Annotated in this window: 18 protein-coding genes; 4 read left to right on the top strand and 14 right to left on the bottom strand. The window is 69.3% G+C overall.

What is annotated here, in order from left to right:
• Positions 1 to 110: 110 nt before the first annotated feature.
• The 3 genes from ACIRB1_RS37405 to ACIRB1_RS37395 form a co-directional block, all read right to left on the bottom strand.
• A protein-coding gene (locus ACIRB1_RS37405; protein WP_403468658.1) for an IS5 family transposase occupies positions 111 to 1,042 on the bottom strand; the annotation gives its coding sequence in 2 pieces (ribosomal slippage) (positions 111 to 664 and positions 664 to 1,042; 933 coding nt in all).
• Positions 1,043 to 1,097: 55 nt separating this feature from the next.
• Positions 1,098 to 1,484 carry a hypothetical protein gene (locus ACIRB1_RS37400; protein WP_352182891.1) on the bottom strand — a complete coding sequence of 129 codons (387 nt, stop codon included), beginning with the start codon at positions 1,482 to 1,484 and terminating at the stop codon, positions 1,098 to 1,100.
• 228 nt (positions 1,485 to 1,712) lie between these two features.
• The gene (locus ACIRB1_RS37395) at positions 1,713 to 2,288 is read right to left on the bottom strand and encodes a TetR/AcrR family transcriptional regulator (protein WP_403468657.1); all 576 of its coding nucleotides are present in this window, start codon (positions 2,286 to 2,288) and stop codon (positions 1,713 to 1,715) included.
• A 119-nt stretch (positions 2,289 to 2,407) separates the two neighbouring features.
• Between ACIRB1_RS37395 and ACIRB1_RS37390 the strand changes: the two genes are divergently transcribed.
• The gene (locus tag ACIRB1_RS37390) at positions 2,408 to 3,328 is read left to right on the top strand and encodes an NADP-dependent oxidoreductase (protein ID WP_352182889.1); all 921 of its coding nucleotides are present in this window, start codon (positions 2,408 to 2,410) and stop codon (positions 3,326 to 3,328) included.
• Positions 3,329 to 3,615: 287 nt separating this feature from the next.
• Here ACIRB1_RS37390 and ACIRB1_RS37385 read toward each other — a convergent pair whose 3' ends face one another.
• Positions 3,616 to 4,197 carry an SMI1/KNR4 family protein gene (locus ACIRB1_RS37385; protein ID WP_352182888.1) on the bottom strand — a complete coding sequence of 194 codons (582 nt, stop codon included), beginning with the start codon at positions 4,195 to 4,197 and terminating at the stop codon, positions 3,616 to 3,618.
• Positions 4,198 to 4,474: 277 nt separating this feature from the next.
• Positions 4,475 to 5,638 (bottom strand): epoxide hydrolase family protein, encoded by a 1,164-nt coding sequence (locus ACIRB1_RS37380; protein WP_403468656.1) that lies wholly within the window; start codon positions 5,636 to 5,638, stop codon positions 4,475 to 4,477.
• 113 nt (positions 5,639 to 5,751) lie between these two features.
• Here ACIRB1_RS37380 and ACIRB1_RS37375 point away from each other — a divergent pair, with 113 nt between their 5' ends.
• Positions 5,752 to 6,405 (top strand): TetR/AcrR family transcriptional regulator, encoded by a 654-nt coding sequence (locus tag ACIRB1_RS37375; protein ID WP_403468655.1) that lies wholly within the window; start codon positions 5,752 to 5,754, stop codon positions 6,403 to 6,405.
• A gap of 178 nt (positions 6,406 to 6,583) precedes the next feature.
• On the opposite strand, the gene ACIRB1_RS37370 is transcribed toward ACIRB1_RS37375, so the two are convergent.
• The 3 genes from ACIRB1_RS37370 to ACIRB1_RS37360 form a co-directional block, all read right to left on the bottom strand.
• The gene (locus ACIRB1_RS37370) at positions 6,584 to 7,429 is read right to left on the bottom strand and encodes an oxidoreductase (RefSeq protein ID WP_403468654.1); all 846 of its coding nucleotides are present in this window, start codon (positions 7,427 to 7,429) and stop codon (positions 6,584 to 6,586) included.
• Between the two features lie 41 nt (positions 7,430 to 7,470).
• Entirely contained in the window at positions 7,471 to 8,346 is an 876-nt protein-coding gene (locus ACIRB1_RS37365) for an NAD(P)H-binding protein (RefSeq protein WP_403468653.1), read from the bottom strand.
• A gap of 106 nt (positions 8,347 to 8,452) precedes the next feature.
• Positions 8,453 to 9,865, bottom strand: a complete 1,413-nt coding sequence (locus tag ACIRB1_RS37360; RefSeq protein ID WP_403468652.1) for an MFS transporter — start codon at positions 9,863 to 9,865, stop codon at positions 8,453 to 8,455.
• A 109-nt stretch (positions 9,866 to 9,974) separates the two neighbouring features.
• Between ACIRB1_RS37360 and ACIRB1_RS37355 the strand changes: the two genes are divergently transcribed.
• Positions 9,975 to 10,601 (top strand): TetR/AcrR family transcriptional regulator, encoded by a 627-nt coding sequence (locus tag ACIRB1_RS37355; protein WP_403468651.1) that lies wholly within the window; start codon positions 9,975 to 9,977, stop codon positions 10,599 to 10,601.
• A 196-nt stretch (positions 10,602 to 10,797) separates the two neighbouring features.
• Here ACIRB1_RS37355 and ACIRB1_RS37350 read toward each other — a convergent pair whose 3' ends face one another.
• The gene (locus ACIRB1_RS37350) at positions 10,798 to 11,148 is read right to left on the bottom strand and encodes a hypothetical protein (protein WP_352182881.1); all 351 of its coding nucleotides are present in this window, start codon (positions 11,146 to 11,148) and stop codon (positions 10,798 to 10,800) included.
• A 201-nt stretch (positions 11,149 to 11,349) separates the two neighbouring features.
• Between ACIRB1_RS37350 and ACIRB1_RS37345 the strand changes: the two genes are divergently transcribed.
• On the top strand, positions 11,350 to 13,122 hold the full coding sequence (locus tag ACIRB1_RS37345; protein WP_403468650.1) for a PE-PGRS family protein: 1,773 nt from the start codon (positions 11,350 to 11,352) through the stop codon (positions 13,120 to 13,122).
• Positions 13,123 to 13,178: 56 nt separating this feature from the next.
• Here the strand turns inward: ACIRB1_RS37345 and ACIRB1_RS37340 are convergent, their stop codons facing one another.
• From ACIRB1_RS37340 to ACIRB1_RS37320, 5 genes are read right to left on the bottom strand one after another with little or no spacing between them, the layout of a single operon-like run.
• Entirely contained in the window at positions 13,179 to 14,054 is an 876-nt protein-coding gene (locus tag ACIRB1_RS37340; protein ID WP_403468649.1) for a shikimate dehydrogenase, read from the bottom strand.
• Positions 14,055 to 14,069: 15 nt separating this feature from the next.
• Positions 14,070 to 14,813: an ABC transporter ATP-binding protein gene (locus tag ACIRB1_RS37335; protein WP_403468648.1), complete on the bottom strand. Its 744-nt coding sequence runs from the start codon at positions 14,811 to 14,813 to the stop codon at positions 14,070 to 14,072.
• On the bottom strand, positions 14,810 to 16,639 hold the full coding sequence (locus ACIRB1_RS37330; RefSeq protein WP_403468647.1) for an ATP-binding cassette domain-containing protein: 1,830 nt from the start codon (positions 16,637 to 16,639) through the stop codon (positions 14,810 to 14,812). Before ACIRB1_RS37330 ends, ACIRB1_RS37335 begins: the two co-directional genes overlap by 4 nt.
• On the bottom strand, positions 16,636 to 17,505 hold the full coding sequence (locus tag ACIRB1_RS37325; RefSeq protein WP_352182877.1) for a branched-chain amino acid ABC transporter permease: 870 nt from the start codon (positions 17,503 to 17,505) through the stop codon (positions 16,636 to 16,638). The genes ACIRB1_RS37330 and ACIRB1_RS37325 overlap by 4 nt, the downstream gene beginning before the upstream one ends.
• A 37-nt stretch (positions 17,506 to 17,542) precedes the next feature.
• A complete protein-coding gene (locus ACIRB1_RS37320; protein ID WP_352182876.1) occupies positions 17,543 to 18,706 on the bottom strand; it encodes an ABC transporter substrate-binding protein in 1,164 nt (387 codons plus the stop codon).
• Positions 18,707 to 18,717 lie beyond the last annotated feature (11 nt).

The following is an 18,717-nucleotide window of genomic DNA, read 5'->3' as shown; positions in this document are numbered from 1 at the left end:
TGCGGGAAAGAGAACACGGACCGACCATCAGCCCACTACACTCACCGAAACCTCCCCTGAGCAGGGAAAACGTCAAAGTGCTGCTGGAGTACTAGGCGCTGTTTCTCGGATCATGTGCGGAGCCAGATGATGAGTGCTGCGACGGTGAGGGTGCCGAGGTAGGTGTAGGCCCGTTTTTCGTAGCGTGTGGCGACCGCGCGGAAGCCTTTGAGGCGGTTGACGGCTCGCTCAACGGTGTTGCGTTTCTTGTAGCGTTCGCGGTCGAACCCGGTGGGCCGGCCACCTTGGGAACCGCGGTTGCGTCGGTGTCTGCGTTGGTCGAGTCGTTCGGGGATGGTGTGCGAGATGCCGCGTCGTCGCAGGTAGCGGCGGTTCGCGCGGGATGTGTAGGCCTTGTCGGCCAGGACATGGTCGGGCCGGCTGCGAGGCCGGCCGACCCTGCTGCGGGGTACCGACACCTGCTCCAGGACGTGCTGCAGCTGGGGGCCGTCACCGTAGTGGCCGGGTGTCAGGAGGACGGCGAGCGGTCGGCATCGTCCGTCTGCTGCGAGGTGGATCTTGGTGGTGAAGCCGCCGCGGGAGCGTCCCAGGCATTCGCCGACCTGACCACCTCCTCCAGCCGGACGGCCAGTTTCCGAAGCGCGGGATCGATCTGGTTCGTCCTCGCGCGAACCCCCTTTTGAGCAGCCGCGGCGGGCGGCGCTTTCCGCGCGCCGGCGGCGTGCTGGTGAGCGCGTACTGCCGTGGAGTCGACGGACACCTCCCAGTCGATGTGGCCCGCGGCGTCCTCGGCGGCCTGCACCTTCGACAGCAGCATCTGCCAGGTACCGTCTGCTGACCAGCGACGATGACGTTTGTAGACCGTCTCCCACGGTCCGAACCGCTCCGGCAGATCCCGCCACTGCACCCCTGTGCGGACCCGGTAGAGCACCCCGTTGATCACCCGCCGGTGATCACTCCACCGGCCCCCACGCGCACCACCGCGAGGTAAGAACGACTCCAGCCGATCCCACTCCGCATTCGTCAGGTCTCCACGTCCCATAAAGCCAGCCTGCCCCCAACACCCCATCTACGGACGGCGATCCGAGAAACAGCGCCTAGTGCGTCGAGCGGGAAGCCGTGATGCGCGGAACAACCGTCGATCGCGGTGCGGCGTGCCGGGCCGGCCCTTCTCCACCCGCGCCCTCAAGGCGCCGCAACCACACGGTTGTGAGGGCGAGCAAGCCCGCGAAGACGACAAGGAGAAGCACCGACGTCCACATCGGTCGGCTTCCAGGAGAGTCCCATGCCGCCCAGGCCGTCGAGACGGCCCAGAGGGCGACGCCCGCTCCGTAGAAGCCCCGGACGTGGCTCAGTTGCCTCAGCGTCCGCTTCCGCTGCGGCGGGGCCTCCCCGTCGGGTGGGGTGCCCCGGCCCTCGAAGTCCCGCCGTACGGCCGCGCCTTCGTCGTCGACCAGGCTCGCCTCCTCAGGGATCTCCAGCACGACTCCGCAGTGTCGGCACAGCTTCCCGTCTCCGGCGGGCGCGCCGCATGCCTTGCAGAACCGGCTGTGCTCAGGGCCTTCCGTATGCTCCGTCATGACCTCTCCGGGGGCGGGTGAACGCTGACGTCAGGCGAGTGCCCCGACCGGCGACGAAGATTCATCCGTCGGCCCCGCGACGCCGACCGCGCCGCGTTCATCGTCCTCGCCCGCCCGGCGCACGCTCACGTCTCAGGGCGAGACCGAACCCGTAGCAGCCCGCACGTCATCGAGCGCCTGGCGCGCGAACGCGCCGAACTCGGCGTCGTCCCCTGCCTCGACCCAGCGTTCATAGGCGATGGCGGAGGCGAGCGAACCGAGTTCCGCAGCCACGCGGGCGGTCAGGTCGGGGACGCCTCGCCGTTTGAGCGCGTCGGCCACGGAGGCGACGAGGGTGAGGTTCTTCAGGGCCTCGCGTTCCCGCAGTTCGGGGTTGGCGGCGATCACCGCCTGCCTGCGGGCGGTGAAGGCGCGGCGCGCGGCCGTGAACACCTCCGCACCCGCCGCGTCCAGTGCGTGCGCGACCGCCTCGAACGGATCGGCGGTCGCCGGTGCCGAGGCGATCGCCTCGGTGAGCAGTACGTTCACGGCGCCGCCGCCGAAGAGCACTTCCCTCTTGTCCTGGAAGTGCCGGAAGAAGGTGCTCTTCCCCAGCCCGGCGCGCTGCGCGATGTCGATCACGCTCGTGTTGTCGTAGCCGCGCTCGGCGAACAGGTCGAGCGCGGCGTGAGCCAGCCGTTCGGAGGCGTTGGGTTCCCAGCGAGCCATGAGCACAGCTTATGGGACTTGGTTTCATCACTCACGGGACTTGGTCCCATCACTAGTGTACGGTGATGGGACCAAGTCCCGTTACGCGTTCTTTCGCCCATCCCGTCAGGAGTCGTCCCATGAGCCGAGCCGTGATCTACGAAGCGTTCGGAGGCCCCGAGGTGCTGGAGCTGCGCGAAGTCCCCGAGCCGCATGCCGGTCCGGGCGAGGTCCGTGTGCGGGTGACGGCCGCCGGGCTGAACCCGATGGACTGGGCCATCGCCGCGCGGCCGGAGCTGGCGGCCCGGTTCGGCATCACCGCGCCCTCCGGCTTCGGGTCCGACCTCGCCGGCGTGATCGACGAAGTCGGCGACGGCGTCACGGACTTCGCCGTGGGCGACCGCGTCCACGGTGGCGCCCTGGGCCGAGCGGTGGCCGACTTCGTCGTGGTCAGGCCGCCTGCCGACCGCCTGTGGCACACCCCTAGGGAGATCAGCGACGAGGTGGCGAGCGTCCTCCCGGTGGCCGGCCTCACCGCGGTCGCCGCGCTGGCGGCGATCCGCCCGGAGCCCGGCGACACCGTCCTGATCGGCGGAGCCGCAGGCGGCGTGGGCGTGTTCGCCGTACAGCTCACCCAGCTCGCCGGCGCCACCGTGATCGGCACCGCGGCACCGGAAACCTTCGCGTTCCTACGGCAGTTGGGCGCCGAACCGGTGGCCTACGGCCCGGGGCTGGCGGACCGGGTCCGGGCACTGCCGCTCGGCGGGGTCACGGCCGCGACCGACCTGTTCGGCACCGAGACGGCCGAGGCCGCGCTGGCTCTCGGTGTCGCGCCCGAGCGGATCTCCACGGTCGCCGCGGGCCCCGACGTACCCGACGGCGTCCACGCCACCGGCGCGGTCGACGCAGGGCCGGACGCCCTGGGGCGGATCACCGCCGCGATCCTCGCCGGTGGGCTGACCGTCCCCATCGCCGCGGCCTTCCCGGTCGAGAAGATCCGCGACGCCGTGACGCTCCAGGCCGGACGCCATGTCCACGGGAAGGTCGTCGTCACGCTCTGACCACGGCGGAGGGTCGGCGTCGGCCCCCTGCTTCCCCGCCAGTTCGCCAGTTCCCTCCGCCGAGGCAGCCACGCAGAAGCAGGTCCCGATGTCCGCGCTGCCGCGCCGCGCACGAGTCGTCGTATCGCTGTAGTGCCGTATCGCTGTAGCGCTATGTCGCCATAACGGTGTTCGTTCGCCTCGGTCGCGGCGTCAGGCCGGCGTCAGGCCGCCGTCAGGACTTCCACGCCGAGTGCCCTGACCTGTTCGATCACCGGATCGTGACCCCAGGCTGCCCAGCCTGCTCTTCACAGCACCTCCCAGCGCAGCTCGCCGCCCGCGACCAGCGGCAGGCAGCCGTCCAGTGGTTCCCCGGTCTCCAGAGCGGTGGCCGTTGCCTCCAGAAGCGCGGGCAGTGACTCCCAAAGGGGTTGCGTACCGAACAAACAGCCCGTCTCGTGGTCGGCGTTGCCGATCCGTCCGGTCCTGCGGTGGGGCCGCTGGTCGAGGACGAGATGGTTGGCGGCTCCGTCGGTGGCGAAGGGAATCCACTGGCGGTGCCACCACAAGCCGTCGTCGCCGTCGCGGTCGTCCTCCGTCGCGTCGCCGAACACCTCGGCGTTGAGGCGTACGGCCGTGCGGTGGCTCTCGACGATGCCGCTGGTGTCCAGCAGACACCAGAACGGCGGCAGCAACGCCGCGAAGCCGGTTCCATCGTGCCGCAGCAGGCAGTCGGTCAGCGCCTCCGGGAGTGGCTCACCGGTCTCAACCTGCACCGCTTCCAAGGCCGCACGCGTCGCAGGCGGTGCGAGAGCGACGAACGTCGTCGGTGCGAGTTGGGCGAGCCAGTTCTCGATCCGTATCCAGGAAGCAGTGATCGCGGACTCCATGCGCGGATTATGCCCGGCCGCCACACCGCACCCGAATGCGGGTGAACTTCGCTGCGCAGCATGGAAGTTGGCGCTCAGTGGCGGAGTCCTGCTGACCGCGGTGCCCGATGGCGGGGTTGACTGCACGATGGCCGATCGGCGTTGGCTTCCCATCGCGGCGCGGCTGGCGCAGTCGCGGAAGCCTGCATCTTTCACCGCTTGGCGTGCCGGACCAGGGCGCGCCGCGTCGATGCCATCCGGTTCGGCGGGATCTGTCACAGGATCGCCTTACGGGCTCTCAGGAGCGAAGGCTCCGCAGGCCGGTTCGGATTTCGTCGACAAGGATCTCGGGTTGTTCCAGTGCTGCGAAGTGTCCGCCCCTGTCGGCTTCGCCGTAGTGGATCAGATTGCTGTAGGTGTCCTCAATCCAGTTTCGTGGCAGGCGTGGGATGTCTTTGGGGAAGACGGTCACCGCGACCGGAAGCGTCAGTTTCGGGCCGGCGAAAGTCTGGGAGCTGTTCTCCCAGTAGATGCGGCCGGACGACGCCGCGCTGTTGGTGAACCAGTAGAGCGATATCGCATCGAGCATGTCGTCCACGCTCAGGGCGTCCTCGGCAAGGCCCTGGTTGTCTGTTTTCGACTGGAACTTCTCGTAGATCCAGGCCGCCTGACCGGCGGGAGAGTCCGCCAGGGCGAATCCGACAGTCTCCGGCTTCGTTCCTTGCAGGTGGTTCGATCCGCCGAGGTGGCCGGCGTAGAGGGCGAGGGTCTCCACGGCGTGACGCTGTTCGGGCGAGAGGGTTTTGGGGATCTGCGCGGGAAAGGCGTACTGGGTGTTCAGATGGATTCCCAGAAGCCCCTCGGGTTGCAGCGCGCCGAGGGCGGTGGTGACGACGGCTCCCCAGTCCCCGCCCTGCGCGGTCCATCTCGTGTAGCCGAGGCGCTTCATCAGCTCCGCCCACGCGCTTGCGATACGCGACACGGTCCACCCGGTGCCCGTGGGTTTCTGGGAGAACCCGAATCCGGGGAGCGAGGGGACGACGACGTCGAAGGAATCGGCGGCGTCTCCTCCGAACGCGACGGGATCGGTCAGCGGGCCGATCAGCTTCACGAAGTCGAGGATCGATCCCGGCCACCCATGAGTGAGTATCAGGGGCATCGCTCGGGGGTTCTTGGACCTGACGTGGATGAAGTGGATGTCCAGCCCGTCGATCTCGGTCAGGAACTGGGGGAATCGATTGAGGCGGGATTCGAGGCGCCGCCAGTCGTAGCTGCGTTCCCAGCATTCGACAAGGGATGTGACGTTCTCCAGGCGGGCACCCTGCGACCAGTCGTCCACTGTCTCCGGGTCCGGCCACCGAGTTCTGGCCAGGCGCTGCTTCACGTCGTCGATCTCCGTCTCCGGGATCGAGAGGGTGAACGGACGGACGTGGGCCGAGGTGGGTCGCGGCAGTGTGGTCACTGCGTTCTCCTCTTGTCATTGCACTTCGAGGCACTTCGAGGCGGGGCGCAACATCTCACTGCACACCGCTGTGCAGCGTATGCCATTGCGCACCGGTGTGCAATGATCTCGTCATGGCCACCGAGTCCGCCCGTGAGCGCGCGACGAACGCGACACGCGATCGCATCCTCGACGTCGCTCTCACCACGCTGGGAGAGAACCCAGACGCCGCCATGGGCGACATCGCCGCCGCCGCCGGCGTCGTCCGACGCACGGTCTACGGTCATTTCCCCTCGCGTCTCGACCTGCTTCGGACACTCACGAAACGGGCCGTCTCCGAGATGACCGCCGTGCTCACCGAACTCGGCGCCGACGGCGCTGAAGCGGACGAGACATGGGCCGAGTTCGTCGCCCGTGTGTGGCCGCTGACGCATCGCTACCGAGCACTGTTGGCGCTGCGCCGTGGAGAGTACGGCGACGAGATCCACAGCCTTCTCGGACCGGTCGACGAGCTCCTCGCCGACCTCGTACAGCGGGGCCAGGACAGCGAGGTTTTCGCGCGACATCTGCCGGCGGCCATTCTGAGCCAGCTCGCCTACGGCACCGTGTTCGCCGTCGCGGACAGCGACCTTTCGGACGGAACTCTCGGAGCGCGTGCAGCGACGATCACGAGCCTGCTGACGCTGGGAGTCCCCGAGGCGGACGCGATCGCTCTCGCGGACGGGGCCTATGACCGTGTCCTGCATGGTGGGGTGGATGAGTCGTCTCCAGCAGCACAGGACGGCTGACAGTCCGCGAAGGACGCCACACCCCCTCCAGAACACCAACCCGCAAAACCTGAACCTCGCGGTCTCCTCGCCTACGACGCCCCCCGCCCCGCGCACGTACCGGTGGCGATGACACCACCCGCTGGAACAACGTCCACAGCTCTTCCGGCGCCGATCATGCGACTGTCAGCTTGTTCACTCACTGGCTTGAGTAGTAGTCGTGATCGGTGGACCGTGCGACATGCCGCCAGGCGTCCAACTCCTTCCGGAAGGCGTCGAGCTTCGTGTCGAAGGCCTGGAGGGTGTCGGTGCCGAGGGGGAGGCGCAGGGGCGGTTCAGGGGTGGCGGCCATCTCGACGATGGCGCGTGCCGCCTTGGCCGGGTCGCCGGGTTGGGCGTGGTTCAGCGTCGCGGCGGCCTTCCGCATCGCGCCGGCGGTGGGTGCGTAGTCGTCGATGGTGTCGGGGCCGGTGTGCAGGCTGGCGGGGTCGAGGAAGTCGGTGCGGAAGAAGCCGGGTTCGACGAGGGTCACGTGGATGCCGAGTGGGGCCAGTTCGGCGTGGAGGGTCTCGGTGAAGCCCTCCACGGCGAACTTCGTGGAGGCGTAGATGCCCCAGCCCGGCGCGGTGCCGAACCCCACGATGGAGCTGATGTTGATCACATGGCCGGAGCGCTGCCCGCGCAGTACCGGCAGCACGGCGCGTTGGACGGCGAGGGGGCCGAAGACGTTGGTCTCGAACAGCGCGCGGACCGCTGCGTCGTCGGACTCTTCCACGGCGGCGAGCAGGCCGGTGCCCGCGTTGTTGACCAGGGTGTCGATGCGGCCGAAGCGTTCGACAGCGGCGTCGACGGCCGCCCGGATGCTCTGCGGGTCGGTCACGTCCAGCGGCACGGTGAGCAGCGCGTCACCGGCGTCGGGGAACTGCTCGCGGACGGTCTCGGCCTGTCTGGCCGTGGCGACCACGTGGTGGCCTGCGGCGAGGGCGGCACGGGTGATCTCCAGGCCGAAGCCTCGGGAGGATCCGGTGATGAACCAGACGCTCATGGTGTTCTCCGGTGTTGAGGCGGTGGGGAAGTCAGGGGTGTTCAGGTGGTCGGCAGGCCGAAGGCCGCGCGGTTGCGGGCGATGAAGCCCTCGACGTCGAGGGGGTCGCTGCCGCCGATTGTCTTCACGAGGTCGTTGGTGCCGGCGAAGACGCCGTTGCGGTAGTCGACGGCCACCGCGAGCAGGTGCTGGATCAGATGGTCCGGTGCGCCGCGCCCGCGCATGATGGCGGCGAACTCGTCGAGTTCGATGGGCACGTAGGTGACGTCGCGGCCCAGCGCCTTCGACATCTTCTCGGCGATCTGGTGGTGGTCGAGTTCCTCGGCTCCGTACAGCGGGTAGATCTGGCCGGCGTGCGGGGCGGGATCTTCGAGGATGGCCGCGATCACCTTCGCCTGGTCGCTCTCCGCGATGGGGGCGTGGCGTCCGTCGGCGAACGGCAGGCGCAGTTCGCCGGTTCCGTCGGCCCAGTTGTCGATCAGCCACTGGGCGAAGAAGGTCGGGCGGATGTGGGTGACGGAGACCGGGGAGCGGTCCAGGACGCGTTCGGCGACCCAGTGCTGGCGTGCGGCGTTGCTGGCGGTGTGGCGGCGGGCGGAGACCTGCGACATGTTCACGATCGCCCGGACGTCGTTCTCCTCCGCCGCCTGTGCCACGTTCGCGGTCGCGTCCAGCAGGCCGGGGCGGATCGGGTAGGTGAAGTACAAGGCGTCGATCCCCTTGGTCGCGCGGGCCAGGGAGTCCAGGTCGAGTACGTCGCCTTCCACGACGTCGGCCCCAAGGGCGGCGAGCCGCTCGGCGCGGGCGTCGAGGCCACGGACGAGCGCGCGGACGCGGTGGCCGCGCCGGAGGAGGAGTTCGGTGGTGTGGCGGCCGGTCTTGCCGGTGGCGCCGATGACGAGGAAGTGGCGTTCCATGGTGGTCTTCTCCGGGTTCTGAAAGGGAGTTGGCGGGTGCCGCACTATGACGGCGGGCTCATGGTCAGAGGCGGCGGGCTCATAAACAGAGGCGCCAGGGCCGTGGTCAGGGGCGACGGGGCCGGAGGACGATCAGCGCGGCGGCCGCGGCGAGTCCGGCGCCGGCCTGGACCCACCAGGCGTGCTCGAACCCGGTGGTCGTGGCCCGCGGTGCGAGGGCGACAAGAAGGGCCACGCCCACGGCGCTGCCGATCTGGCGGCTCATGTTGAGTACAGCGCTGCCGGTGGTGGCGCGTTCGGGTGCGAGGGTGCCGGCGGCGGCGAACAGCGGTGCCCAGGCCAGACCGCCGGCGAGGCCGACCAGGATCAGGCCCGGGAACATGGCGCCCCAGTAGTCGGGGGCGGTGTGGATGGTGGCGAGCCAGTAGACGGCGGCGAGTGCCATGGCCAGGGTGCCGGTCACGGCGGGGCCGGTGCGTCCGAAGCGGCTCTGGATGGGACCGGCGTTCATGGCGAACGCGATCGAGGCCAGCGGGGCCGGGGCGATGGAGACGCCGGCGCGCAGCGGGCTGAAGTGCCAGACCTGCTGCATGAACAGGGCGGTGCTGAGCAGGACGATCGCGAAGCCGACGGAGAACAGGAAGAGTGCCACGGTGGCGACGGTGAACTGCCGTCCGGCGAACAACTGCCTCTCGATCACCGGCGCTTCGGCGCGCAGGGTGCGTTCGACGGTCGCGGCGGCGGCCAGTGCGGCTGCGGCGAACAGCGTCAGGGTGCGGATGTCCGTCCAGCCCCATCCCGGACCCTGGACGGTGGCGAGCACCAGCAGGCTCACGGCGAGCAGCAGCGCGAGGGCGGATACCGGGTCCGGCAGTGCGCTGCCCTTGGGCTGGCGCACCTCGGGCAGGATCAGCGCGCCCGCGACGAGAGTGGCGATGCCCACGGGGACGTTGATCAGGAAGATCCACCGCCAGTCGAGGGTGACGAGCAGTCCGCCGACGGGCGGACCCGCCGAGGCCGCGATCGCGCCCACGCCCGCCCAGAGGCCGACGACCAGGGTGTGCTGGCGCTGGGGGAAGCTCGGGTAGAGCAGGCCGAGCGAGGTCGGCACGATCATCGCCGCGCCGACGGCCTGGAGAGCGCGGGCGGCGACCAGCACGCCGAGAGTCGGTGCGACGGCCGCGGCGGCGGAGGTGAGAGTGAAGAGGGCCACCCCGGCCAGCAGCACCTTCTTGCGTCCCCACTGGTCCGCGATCCGGCCCGCCGGCACGAGGACGGCGGCGAAGACGATCGCGTAGGCCGAGAGCACCCACGAGACGTTCGCGAAGCCTGCGCCCGGGAACGACCGGCCGATCCCGTCGAGGGCGACGTTGACGACGAAGAAGTCGACCTGCGCCATGAAGGCCACCGCACCCAGCACCGCCATGATGCTCCAGCGGCGGGGGTGACCGGACTCGGCGAGGGCCGGTGCGCCCAGCACTGTGGTCGCGGTCGCTGTCCGTGCCACCTGTGTGGACATCCCGTCCGCCTTCCAAAAGAATGGGCCTGGCAGCCCTTTTTCGACCTGCCCCCAGGGAACACCTCACAGAAGGGGCTGTCAAGCCCTTTTTTGTTGTATGGTGGTGGCCATGACCGCTACCAGCGAAGCGCCGGGTCAGAAACTGACCGCCAAGGGCCTGGCCACACGCGAACGCATCGTCCGGGCGGCCGCTGAGCTGATCTACGAACACGGCGCGCAGAAAACCAACAACGAACAGATCCGGGAGGCCGCCGGCGTCAGCGGCTCACAGCTGACGCGCCATTTCCCCACCAAGGAGTCCCTCGTGCGCGCGGTGCTCGCCTGGCGGGCCGATGGCATCGTCGCCCGCCACCAGGCGCCCGAGCTGGGTGAGTTGGACTCCTTCGCGGCTCTGCACCGCTGGGCCGACACGTACATCGCCTCGCAGGACATGATGCGCGGCGGCTGCACCTTCGGCTCGCTGGCCGCCGAGGTCGTCAAGACCGAGCCCTCCCACCGCGAGGCGGTGGCCGATGGCTTCCAGCGGTGGCAGGAACTGTTCAAGCGCGGTCTGAGCGCGATGCGCGAACGTGGCGAACTACGGCCGGAGGCCGACCCGGTCGCGCTCGCCCACCTGCTCACCGCCGCGTTCCAGGGCGGAGCCCTGCTGGACCAGGCAGCCGGCGAGTCCACACCCCTGCGGGACGCGCTGTACGGCGCGCTGGCCTACATCGAGTCGTTCGCGGCGGAACGCTGAGCGCTCCCGCGGTCCCCCGGCGCGCAGAGTTGTGAAAACACTGGGCTGGATACGACCGGGCGGAGCGCTTACATCCTCCGGACCCGCGTCATGAGATGAGTTCGGCGGCGCCACCTCGGGGTCGAGGCCGCCCAGAATGCTGGCGGCGGCCCAGGATGCAGCCCCCCACATGGTCAAGCCGTAGAACCGCGCGGAGTCAAGAACCGGACTCAGGAGGAACGTCCGCTCGCACGAGGCGGACTCGCGCGGCCGGTATGCGGCCGGGCAGGTAGACGAATCCGTTGCCGTTGTCGACGAGCAGTTCCTCATCGACGCCGTCCACGGCCCACAGGTCGACCGGGCCACCGGTGTTGTTGATCCGAAAGAAGAACCCTGCTTCTTCCTCGCCCCGGCAGACGAAGATCCCCTCCGCCTCCGGGCGGCGGCTGCCGGCGATTCCCCGTGCGCCGCTCATCCGGGCCCAGTCCAGGCCATGCCGCGTGATCGACCGCCTGTTGAGCACGGACGACACATGGAAGAAGTTCGGAGTAGGGGACGTCTCGGACACCCCTGGAGTATAGGAGGCGGAGCGGCCTCCCCCGCGGGTCCAGGCGTCCCCATGACCATGAACACGGACGTGCGCGGTAGTACGGCGCTCACGTGCAAAACAGGGCAACGGACTCTGCCCGAGCGGACCTTCCCCCGAGGCGCGGTGCGGCGTAGAACGGAGCCGACCGGCAACCGCCCAGGTCAGCGAGGAGGAGTCCGCGTGCACCCCCACCAGCGGCAGCGCAGCCCGGAGACCGGGCAGAGACGTGGTGGCCCGTCCCGGACCACCACGCCGGCCGCCCCCATCACCGGCCCATGGCTGACCCACCTGCAACGGGTGGCGTCCGGGGACGTGGGTGCGGGGCAGCATCGCGAGGGCGCGAGCCAGGAGGCGGGGGCCGTAGATCACGGGCATGTCCACGGCCGCGACGGGGCCGGGGTAGCGGTCCAGCGCGTCGGCAGCGACGCCCCGGCACAGTCCGCCCAGGAGCAGGAGGCGCCCGCGCCGGAGGCCGCCCGTGGCGACAAGCACGGTGCGCAGCAGATCCGGCGCCTGATGAAGTCGATCCCCGACCACACGGTCCTTCAGAAGATCAAGGTCGGCTGGCTCGCCCCCAACACGTGGTGGCCCGAGGAGTGGATGGTCGAGGGGGAGCCCAAACTACGGCGCACCCTGGACCGCCGAGTGAAGCTCGGTGAGCCGTTCACCGACCAGGAGCTCGCGGACATCAAGCACCTTTCGAGCGTCAACCCGAAGTGGCTCCAAAGGATCGGCATCGGCACGTACGAGGACGCCGACACATATGTAGGGGGCCGGTTCGACGACTGGATGAAGCTGCCCTCCGGCAAACGGGTGCTCACCGCCACGCTGGCCTTCCAGAGGCGGCATCCGCACATGGTTCAGGCGATGGAGGCTCCCCCGAGCCACCCGGACTACACCCTCGGCAGGTTCATGACGACCAAGTCCCCCAACATCCCGGACGACGTGAAGGAGGAGATGAAGCGGGAGGCCTACGAACAGATCCGGCAGACCGCCGTCGACACCCTTCACCCGGCCGGCATCCCGGCCGACCGGCGGCACCCCGACGCGGACAAGGAATCCACGCAGAAGTGGGCGCCCAAGGACAAGGACGCCCGGGAGATGCTCACGAAGGTGCTGCTGATCCTCCGCAACGGTCTGAAGCTCTACGACGCCGGCCGGAAGTCCCACGTGGACGACCACGGGCAGGACGTCATCCGGGCGCTGGCCCACGGCGGCCGGGTCGTCATCGACATCCCCGCCCTGACCGACGGGCAGTCGCCGTACGACCTCACCGACTTCCTGGGCGTCACCCAGCCGGTCCCGGAACAACCGGACACGGCGGGCCAGGAACCGGCCCGTCAGCCCGGGCCCTCGGTGACCCCCCGCGATTTCGCGACGCACCGTACGAAGATCACCGAGGACAAGGACGGGAAGCCCGGAAAGTTCCAGGAGGAGGGCGAACTCCCGGCCGCCGTGAAGAACTTCTTCTCCAAGGCGGGCTCGAAGGCGCCGCTGCTCATGGGCATGGACATCGCGGGCGGCGGTCTCGGTGGCTCCGACTGGAACGGCGACGTGATCCTGCCCAACGGTTCCTGGGGTCACATGCTGCTGGTCTTCCAGAAACCGACCGCGAAGACGAAGGGTTCCCTCCTGGTCGGCATAGAGACCCTCGCCCCGCACGCCAAGAGCCCGGTCGGCTATGAGCACAAGGCCACTTCCAGCGAGGCCACCGCCAACGACGAGTCCGTCCTGCACGGCCACAAGGGCGACAAGGTGGGCGGCGGCAAGCTGAAGGACAACTCCCGCCTGGTCGAGCTCTCCGACCTCGCGCAGAAGCACAGCGGCGGAAACTGGCGCGAGTTCCTCGACGAAATCAACCAGGAGTGGGTGCAGAGGCTCGCCAAGACCGAGGACGGCAGCAAGGAACGGGAAGCGCTGTACCGGGAGTTGGTCGGCCCTCGCCAGACCTGACGGGCCGCGCGCATCTCGTGTTCGCGCGGCGCCGCCGCCTCCCGTTGCCCCGGTCCTCACCCCGATGCGGCCAGTTCGGCGGCGTGAGCGAGCATGCGGGTGCGGTCCGGTTCTCGTCCGGTGAAGAGCCGGAAGGCGTCGGCCGCCTGGAACACGAGCAGGCCGACGCCGTTCAGCGCGGGGCAACCCCGGGCGCGCGCCACCCTCAGCAACTCGGTCTCGAGCGGCTGATAGACGACGTCGACGACCCACGAGCCGGGGCGCACCAGGTCGGCCGGCAGGGGAAGTCCGGGGTGCGCGAGCATGCCGGTGGGGCTGGCGTGGACGAGGCCGTCGGCTCCGGCCGTCGCGGCCGGGAGGCCGTCCGGAGCCCGGGCGCTCGCCCGGCCGTCGCCGAATCGTCGGTTCAGGGTTGCCGCGAGGGCCTCGGCTCGGTCCGTCAGCGGGTCGACGACGGTGAGGTGGCCGGTGTCACGGGTGAGCAGTGCGTGCGCGACGGCGGTGCCCACTCCCCCGGCGCCGAGTTGCACGACGCGCTCCCGTGGGGCGTCCGTCAGCTCCCGGTCGATGACAGCGGAGAAGCCGGTGACGTCGGTGTTGTGCCCCACGGCTCGGCGGCCCGGGCCGTCGCCTTCGAAGACGACGGTGTTGACGGCGCCGATCGCCTCGGCCTGAGGGGCGAGTTCGTCGAGACTGCCGATGACGAGCTGTTTGCAAGGGTGGGTGATGTTGAGGCCGCGATAGCCCATGTCCTTGGCCGCACGCACCAGTTCACCGACTCTGCTGGGATCGGCGCCGATACGGTCGAGGTCGATCAGGCGGTAGAGGTAGCGCAGGCCGTGCAGGTCCCCCTCCCGTTCGTGGAGCATGGGGCTGAACGAAGCGCCGATGCCGGAGCCGATCAGGCCGATGACATACGAGTCAGGGGACATCGACGGGCCCACCGTTCACAGTCCCAGGTAGATCTGGCGGACCCGGGTGTCCCGGCTGAGTTCCTCGGAGGTTCCGGTCATGGCCACGCTCCCGTTCTCCATGACGAGGCAGTGACTGGTCGCGCCGAAGGTGAGCTTGGCGTTCTGCTCGACCAGGAGCAGGCTCAGGCCTTCCTCGCGCAGCCGACGCAGGGTGTCGAGGATGAAGCCGACGAGTTTGGGCGACAGGCCCATCGACGGTTCGTCGAGGAGGAGAAGGCGCGGTCCGGCCATCAGGGCGCGGCCGATGGCGAGCATCTGCTGCTGTCCTCCGGAGAGGGCTCCGGCCAGCCGTCCGCTCATCTCCCGTAGCACTGGGAAGAGTTCGTGCACCTCGTCCAGGGTGGCCCGGGTCTCGTCGTCCCAGCGGCGCGCGTAGGCGCCGAGCAGCAGGTTCTTCTCCACGGTCAGGCCGGGGAAGACATGGCGGCCCTCCGGTACGTAGCCAATGCCGTGCCGCACCATGTCGCGGGCCCGGACCCGGGTCAGGTCGTGCTCGCCGAGCGTCACATGTCCGCCGCTGCGCGGGACCAGGCCCATCAGTGCCTTGAGGGTGGAGGTCTTGCCCGCGCCGTTGGCGCCGATGATGCCGACCGAGGCGCCCGGCTCCACGCTGAAGCCGATCGACTGGACCGCGCACACGCCGCCGTAGTGCACGGAGAGGTCCTCGACGGTGAGTGTGGCGGCGGCCGTGTCGCGGGCAGCGGGGGAAGTCCTCATCGGGTCGTCTCCTTCGGAGCGGGGGCCGGCGCCGGGTCCGGCAGCGGGACCTCCGCCATCACGGAGTCACCCAGATACGCCTCGATCACCTCGGGCGCGGCGACCACTTCGGCCGGTGTGCCCTCCGCGATGATGCCGCCGCCGGAGAGCACCGTGACGCGCTCGCACAGCGACATGACAAGGCCCATGTTGTGCTCGATCAGGACGACGGTGGTGCCGCTGTCCCGGATGGAGCGCACGATGCCCGCGAGCTGTTGCACCTCTTCTCCGTTCAGCCCCGCTGCCGGCTCGTCGAGCAGCAGGAGCCGGGGCCGGGCGGCCATGGCGCGGGCGATCTCGATGCGCCGCTGGATGCCGTACGGCAGTGCGCCGGGCGCGGCATCCGCGAAGTCGGTGAGTCCGAAGCGTTCCAGGAGTTCGTGGGCCTGTCGGCGCAGGTTCCGCTCGCGGCGCAGCACGCCGGGCTGCCACAGCGCGTACTGCCAGACCGAGTACGTGTGTGTGCGGTCCAGGGCGACCAGGATGTTCTCCCGGACCGTCAACTGCCGGAACAGGCGCAGGTTCTGGAACGTCCGGGCCAGCCCCAGCTGGGAGAGGGCGTACGGGCGGGTGGTCGTCGTGTCGCGGCTGGCGAACCCTACGCGCCCCGAACTCGCCCGGTAGAAGCCGCTGATGACGTTGAACAGCGTGGTCTTCCCCGAGCCGTTCGGACCGACGATGCCGCGGATCTCGCCCACCGTGACCGTCAGGGAGACGTCGTCCAGGGCGCGCAGGCCACGGAAGTCCTTGGTGATGGACCGGATGTCGAGCAGGGGCACATCCGAGGCGACCGACGGGGCGGTCTCCTGGTAGGGCTGGAAGGGGCGCAACTCCGCCCGTGTTCCGGCGTCTCCGCGCCTGCGGTGCACGAACTCCCTTGCCCTGGACGGGATTCCGGCCAGTCCGGTGGGCGCGAAGACGACCATGAGGACGACCACCACGCCGTAGCCGAGCTGTGCGTACGTCGAGAAGTCGGACAGCCACTCGCGGATGAGGGTCAGTCCGACCGCGCCGACCACGCAGCCGACCAGGGAGCGCCGGCCGCCGATGATGACCATGGCGAGCAGGATGAACATGTTGGCGATGGAGAAGGTCTCGGGGGCCACGTAGCGGATGAGGCCCGCGTACAGGACGCCGGCCAGGCCCCCGTAGAGGCCGGCGAGGACGAAGGCGGTCATGCGCAGCAGCGGGATCTCGGCGCCCATCGCGCCGGCCGCCAGGGAGTCGTCGCGCATCGCGCGCAGGCGTCGGCCGAGGGAGGTGCGGACGACGAACAGGCCGAAGCCGAGGCCGAGGGCGCAGACCACCAACTCCAGGTAGTAGTAGAGGTATTCGCTGGAGAGGTCGATGCCCGGGAGGGACGGCAGGGGGATGCCGGAGATGCCGTCGGCTCCTCCGGTGACCGAGGTGTTGGTGATCCAGTTGATGAAGCCGAGTGCCAGGCCGAGGGTGACGATGCCCAGGTAGTGGGACTGCATGCGCAGGGCGGGGACACCGACGAGCAGGCCGGTTAACGCCGTCGCGAGCAGTGCGAGGACGGCCGCCGGCCAGAACCCGTATCCGGAGTGGGTGGTGAGGATCGCCAGGGTGTAGGCGCCGACTCCGAAGAAGGCGACCTGGGCGAGGTTGATCTGTCCGGAGACGCCCATGGCGAGGCCCATGCCGATGGCCAACAGGGCATAGATGGCAGCGATGTCGACGACGTGGATCGAGTAACTGCCCAATCCGTACGGCAGAAGCCACAAGGCTGCGGCCAGGGCGCCGAGCGAACCGATACGGGCCTTCACGCGCGGCTCACCGTCCTCTCGCCGAAGACGCCCGTCGGCCGGATCATGATGGCGACGGTGAAGACCAGGAAGGTCACGAGGACCGAGTAGCCCTGGAAGTGTCCGGCCGCGTAGGAGTCGAGGACGCCGATCGCGAGGCCGCCGACGACGGCTCCCGGGATGGAGCCGAAGCCGCCCAGCATGGCGGCGGCGAAGCCCTTGATCCCGAGGGCGCCACCGAGTGAGGCGTCGACGTACAGCATCGGGCCGACGAGTCCGCCCGCGAGAGCGGCGAGACCGGCGCCGATGGCGAAGGCGAGGGCGTTGCTGCGGCCGACGTCGATGCCGACGGCGGTGGCCGCCTCGTGGTCCATGGCGACGGCCTGCATCGCCGCGCCGCGCTTCGTGCGTGCCAGGAACCAGGCGAGGCCGGTCACGGCGAGCGCCGCGACGCCCATGACGAGGAGGTCGTAGGTGCGGACCCTGATCCCGAACAGATCGAGCGGGGCGGCGCGGACGGGCGAGGGGACCGATCGTCCGGTGGTGCCCCAGATGAGGATGGCGACGGCCTGGAGGACGATGCCGAAGCCGATGGTGCCGATGAGCATGAGGTCGAAGTCCTTGTTCTCCAGCGGTCGCAGGACCCGCTCGATGACCAGACCGATGGCGCCGGTGACGACGATCGCCACGATCATGGCCACGGCGAACGGCAGTTTCGACGTCAGGTAGAAGGTGGAGGCCGCGTAGGCGCCGATCATGGCGATGTCGGCGTGCGCGAAGTTGACCAGGCCCATGGTGCGGTAGACGAGGGAGAACCCCATGGCGACCAGGGCGTAGACCGCTCCCAGGCTCAGGCCTCCGACGAGTGTCTGCAGTGTCTCTTGCACGGCGTGCTCCCGTTGCCCGTTGCCGGATGCCCGATGACTACTGCTGCGCGGCCAGTTGGCCGTCGCTGATGACCCCGATGGTGGTCTTGGTGATGCCGACCCCGGTGGTGTCGTAGGAGAAGTCGCCGAGCAGGCCCTGGTACGCGGTGGCGCGGATGGCGTCGGCGAGGGCCCGGCCGGTGGCGGCCTTGCTGGTCCTGAGGGCGGTCAGCAGGATGTTCGCCCCGTCGTACGCCTTGGCTCCGTGCAGTTCGGCGTCCTTGCCGTAGGCCGCCTTGTAGGCCGCGGCGAACTTCTTCGAGGCGTCGCTCGTGTCGTTGCTCAGATAGGGCGAGCTGACGATGGTGCCCTCGACGGCTGCCTTGCCCGCGGTGTCGATGAACACGGGGGTGCCCTGTGGCGCGGCGCCCGCGAAGGGCGCCGTGATGCCCAGGTCCCGGGCCTGCTTGACGATCAGGCCGGCCTCGACCTCCTCCGAGCCGATGAAGACGACCTGGGGCTTCTTCGAGCGGATCTTCGTGAGCGCGGCGCTGAAGTCCTTCTGGTCGGTGGTGACCACCTGGTCGGTCGACGGCGAGACACCAAGTCCCTTGGCCGCCTTGAGGAAGGCGTCGTGCTCGCCGGTCCCGAAGGAGCCGTTGTTGGTGATCATGGCGATCTTCTTGTAGCCCTTGTCCTTGATCAGGTACTGGGCGAGCGTCGTGTCGTAGGTGGTGCTGGTCGGCCCGTTGAGGAAGAGGTAGGGGCTCTTCAGAGCGACCAGGCCGTCGGACTGGCCGGAGGTGATGTTGGGGATCTTCGCCTGCTGGAGCACCGGTGCCATGGCGATGGTCACCGCGCTCTCCGCGGTACCGAGCATGGCGACGTACTTCTCGGCGGCGAGCTTGCGGGCGATGTTGGTGCCGGCGGTCGGGTCGCCCTGGTCGTCGAAGAGCTTCAGCTGGATCTTCCGGCCGTCGATGCCGCCCTTCTTGTTCCACTCGTCGACGGCGAGTTTGGCTCCCTTGTACTCCCAGTCCCCGAGCGAGCTGAGCTGGCCGCTCTGCGCGTCGACGACGGCGATCTTGATGGGGCCGGAGGACGCCTTGCTGTCGGTGCCCGAGTCGCCGGGCGCGCTGCACGCGGCGAGGGCCACGGTCAGCACGACCACCGTGCGGACGGTGGCACGTGTCGTGGTGGATGGTCGGGGGATGCGGCTCATGAGTCACCTCG

Origin of the sequence: Streptomyces sp. NPDC096013 (assembly GCF_044763565.1) — a bacterium.
Classification (GTDB): Bacteria; Actinomycetota; Actinomycetes; order Streptomycetales; family Streptomycetaceae; genus Streptomyces.
The sequence above is the reverse complement of the archived record's forward strand: the minus strand, read 5'-3'. Positions and strand labels throughout refer to the sequence as shown.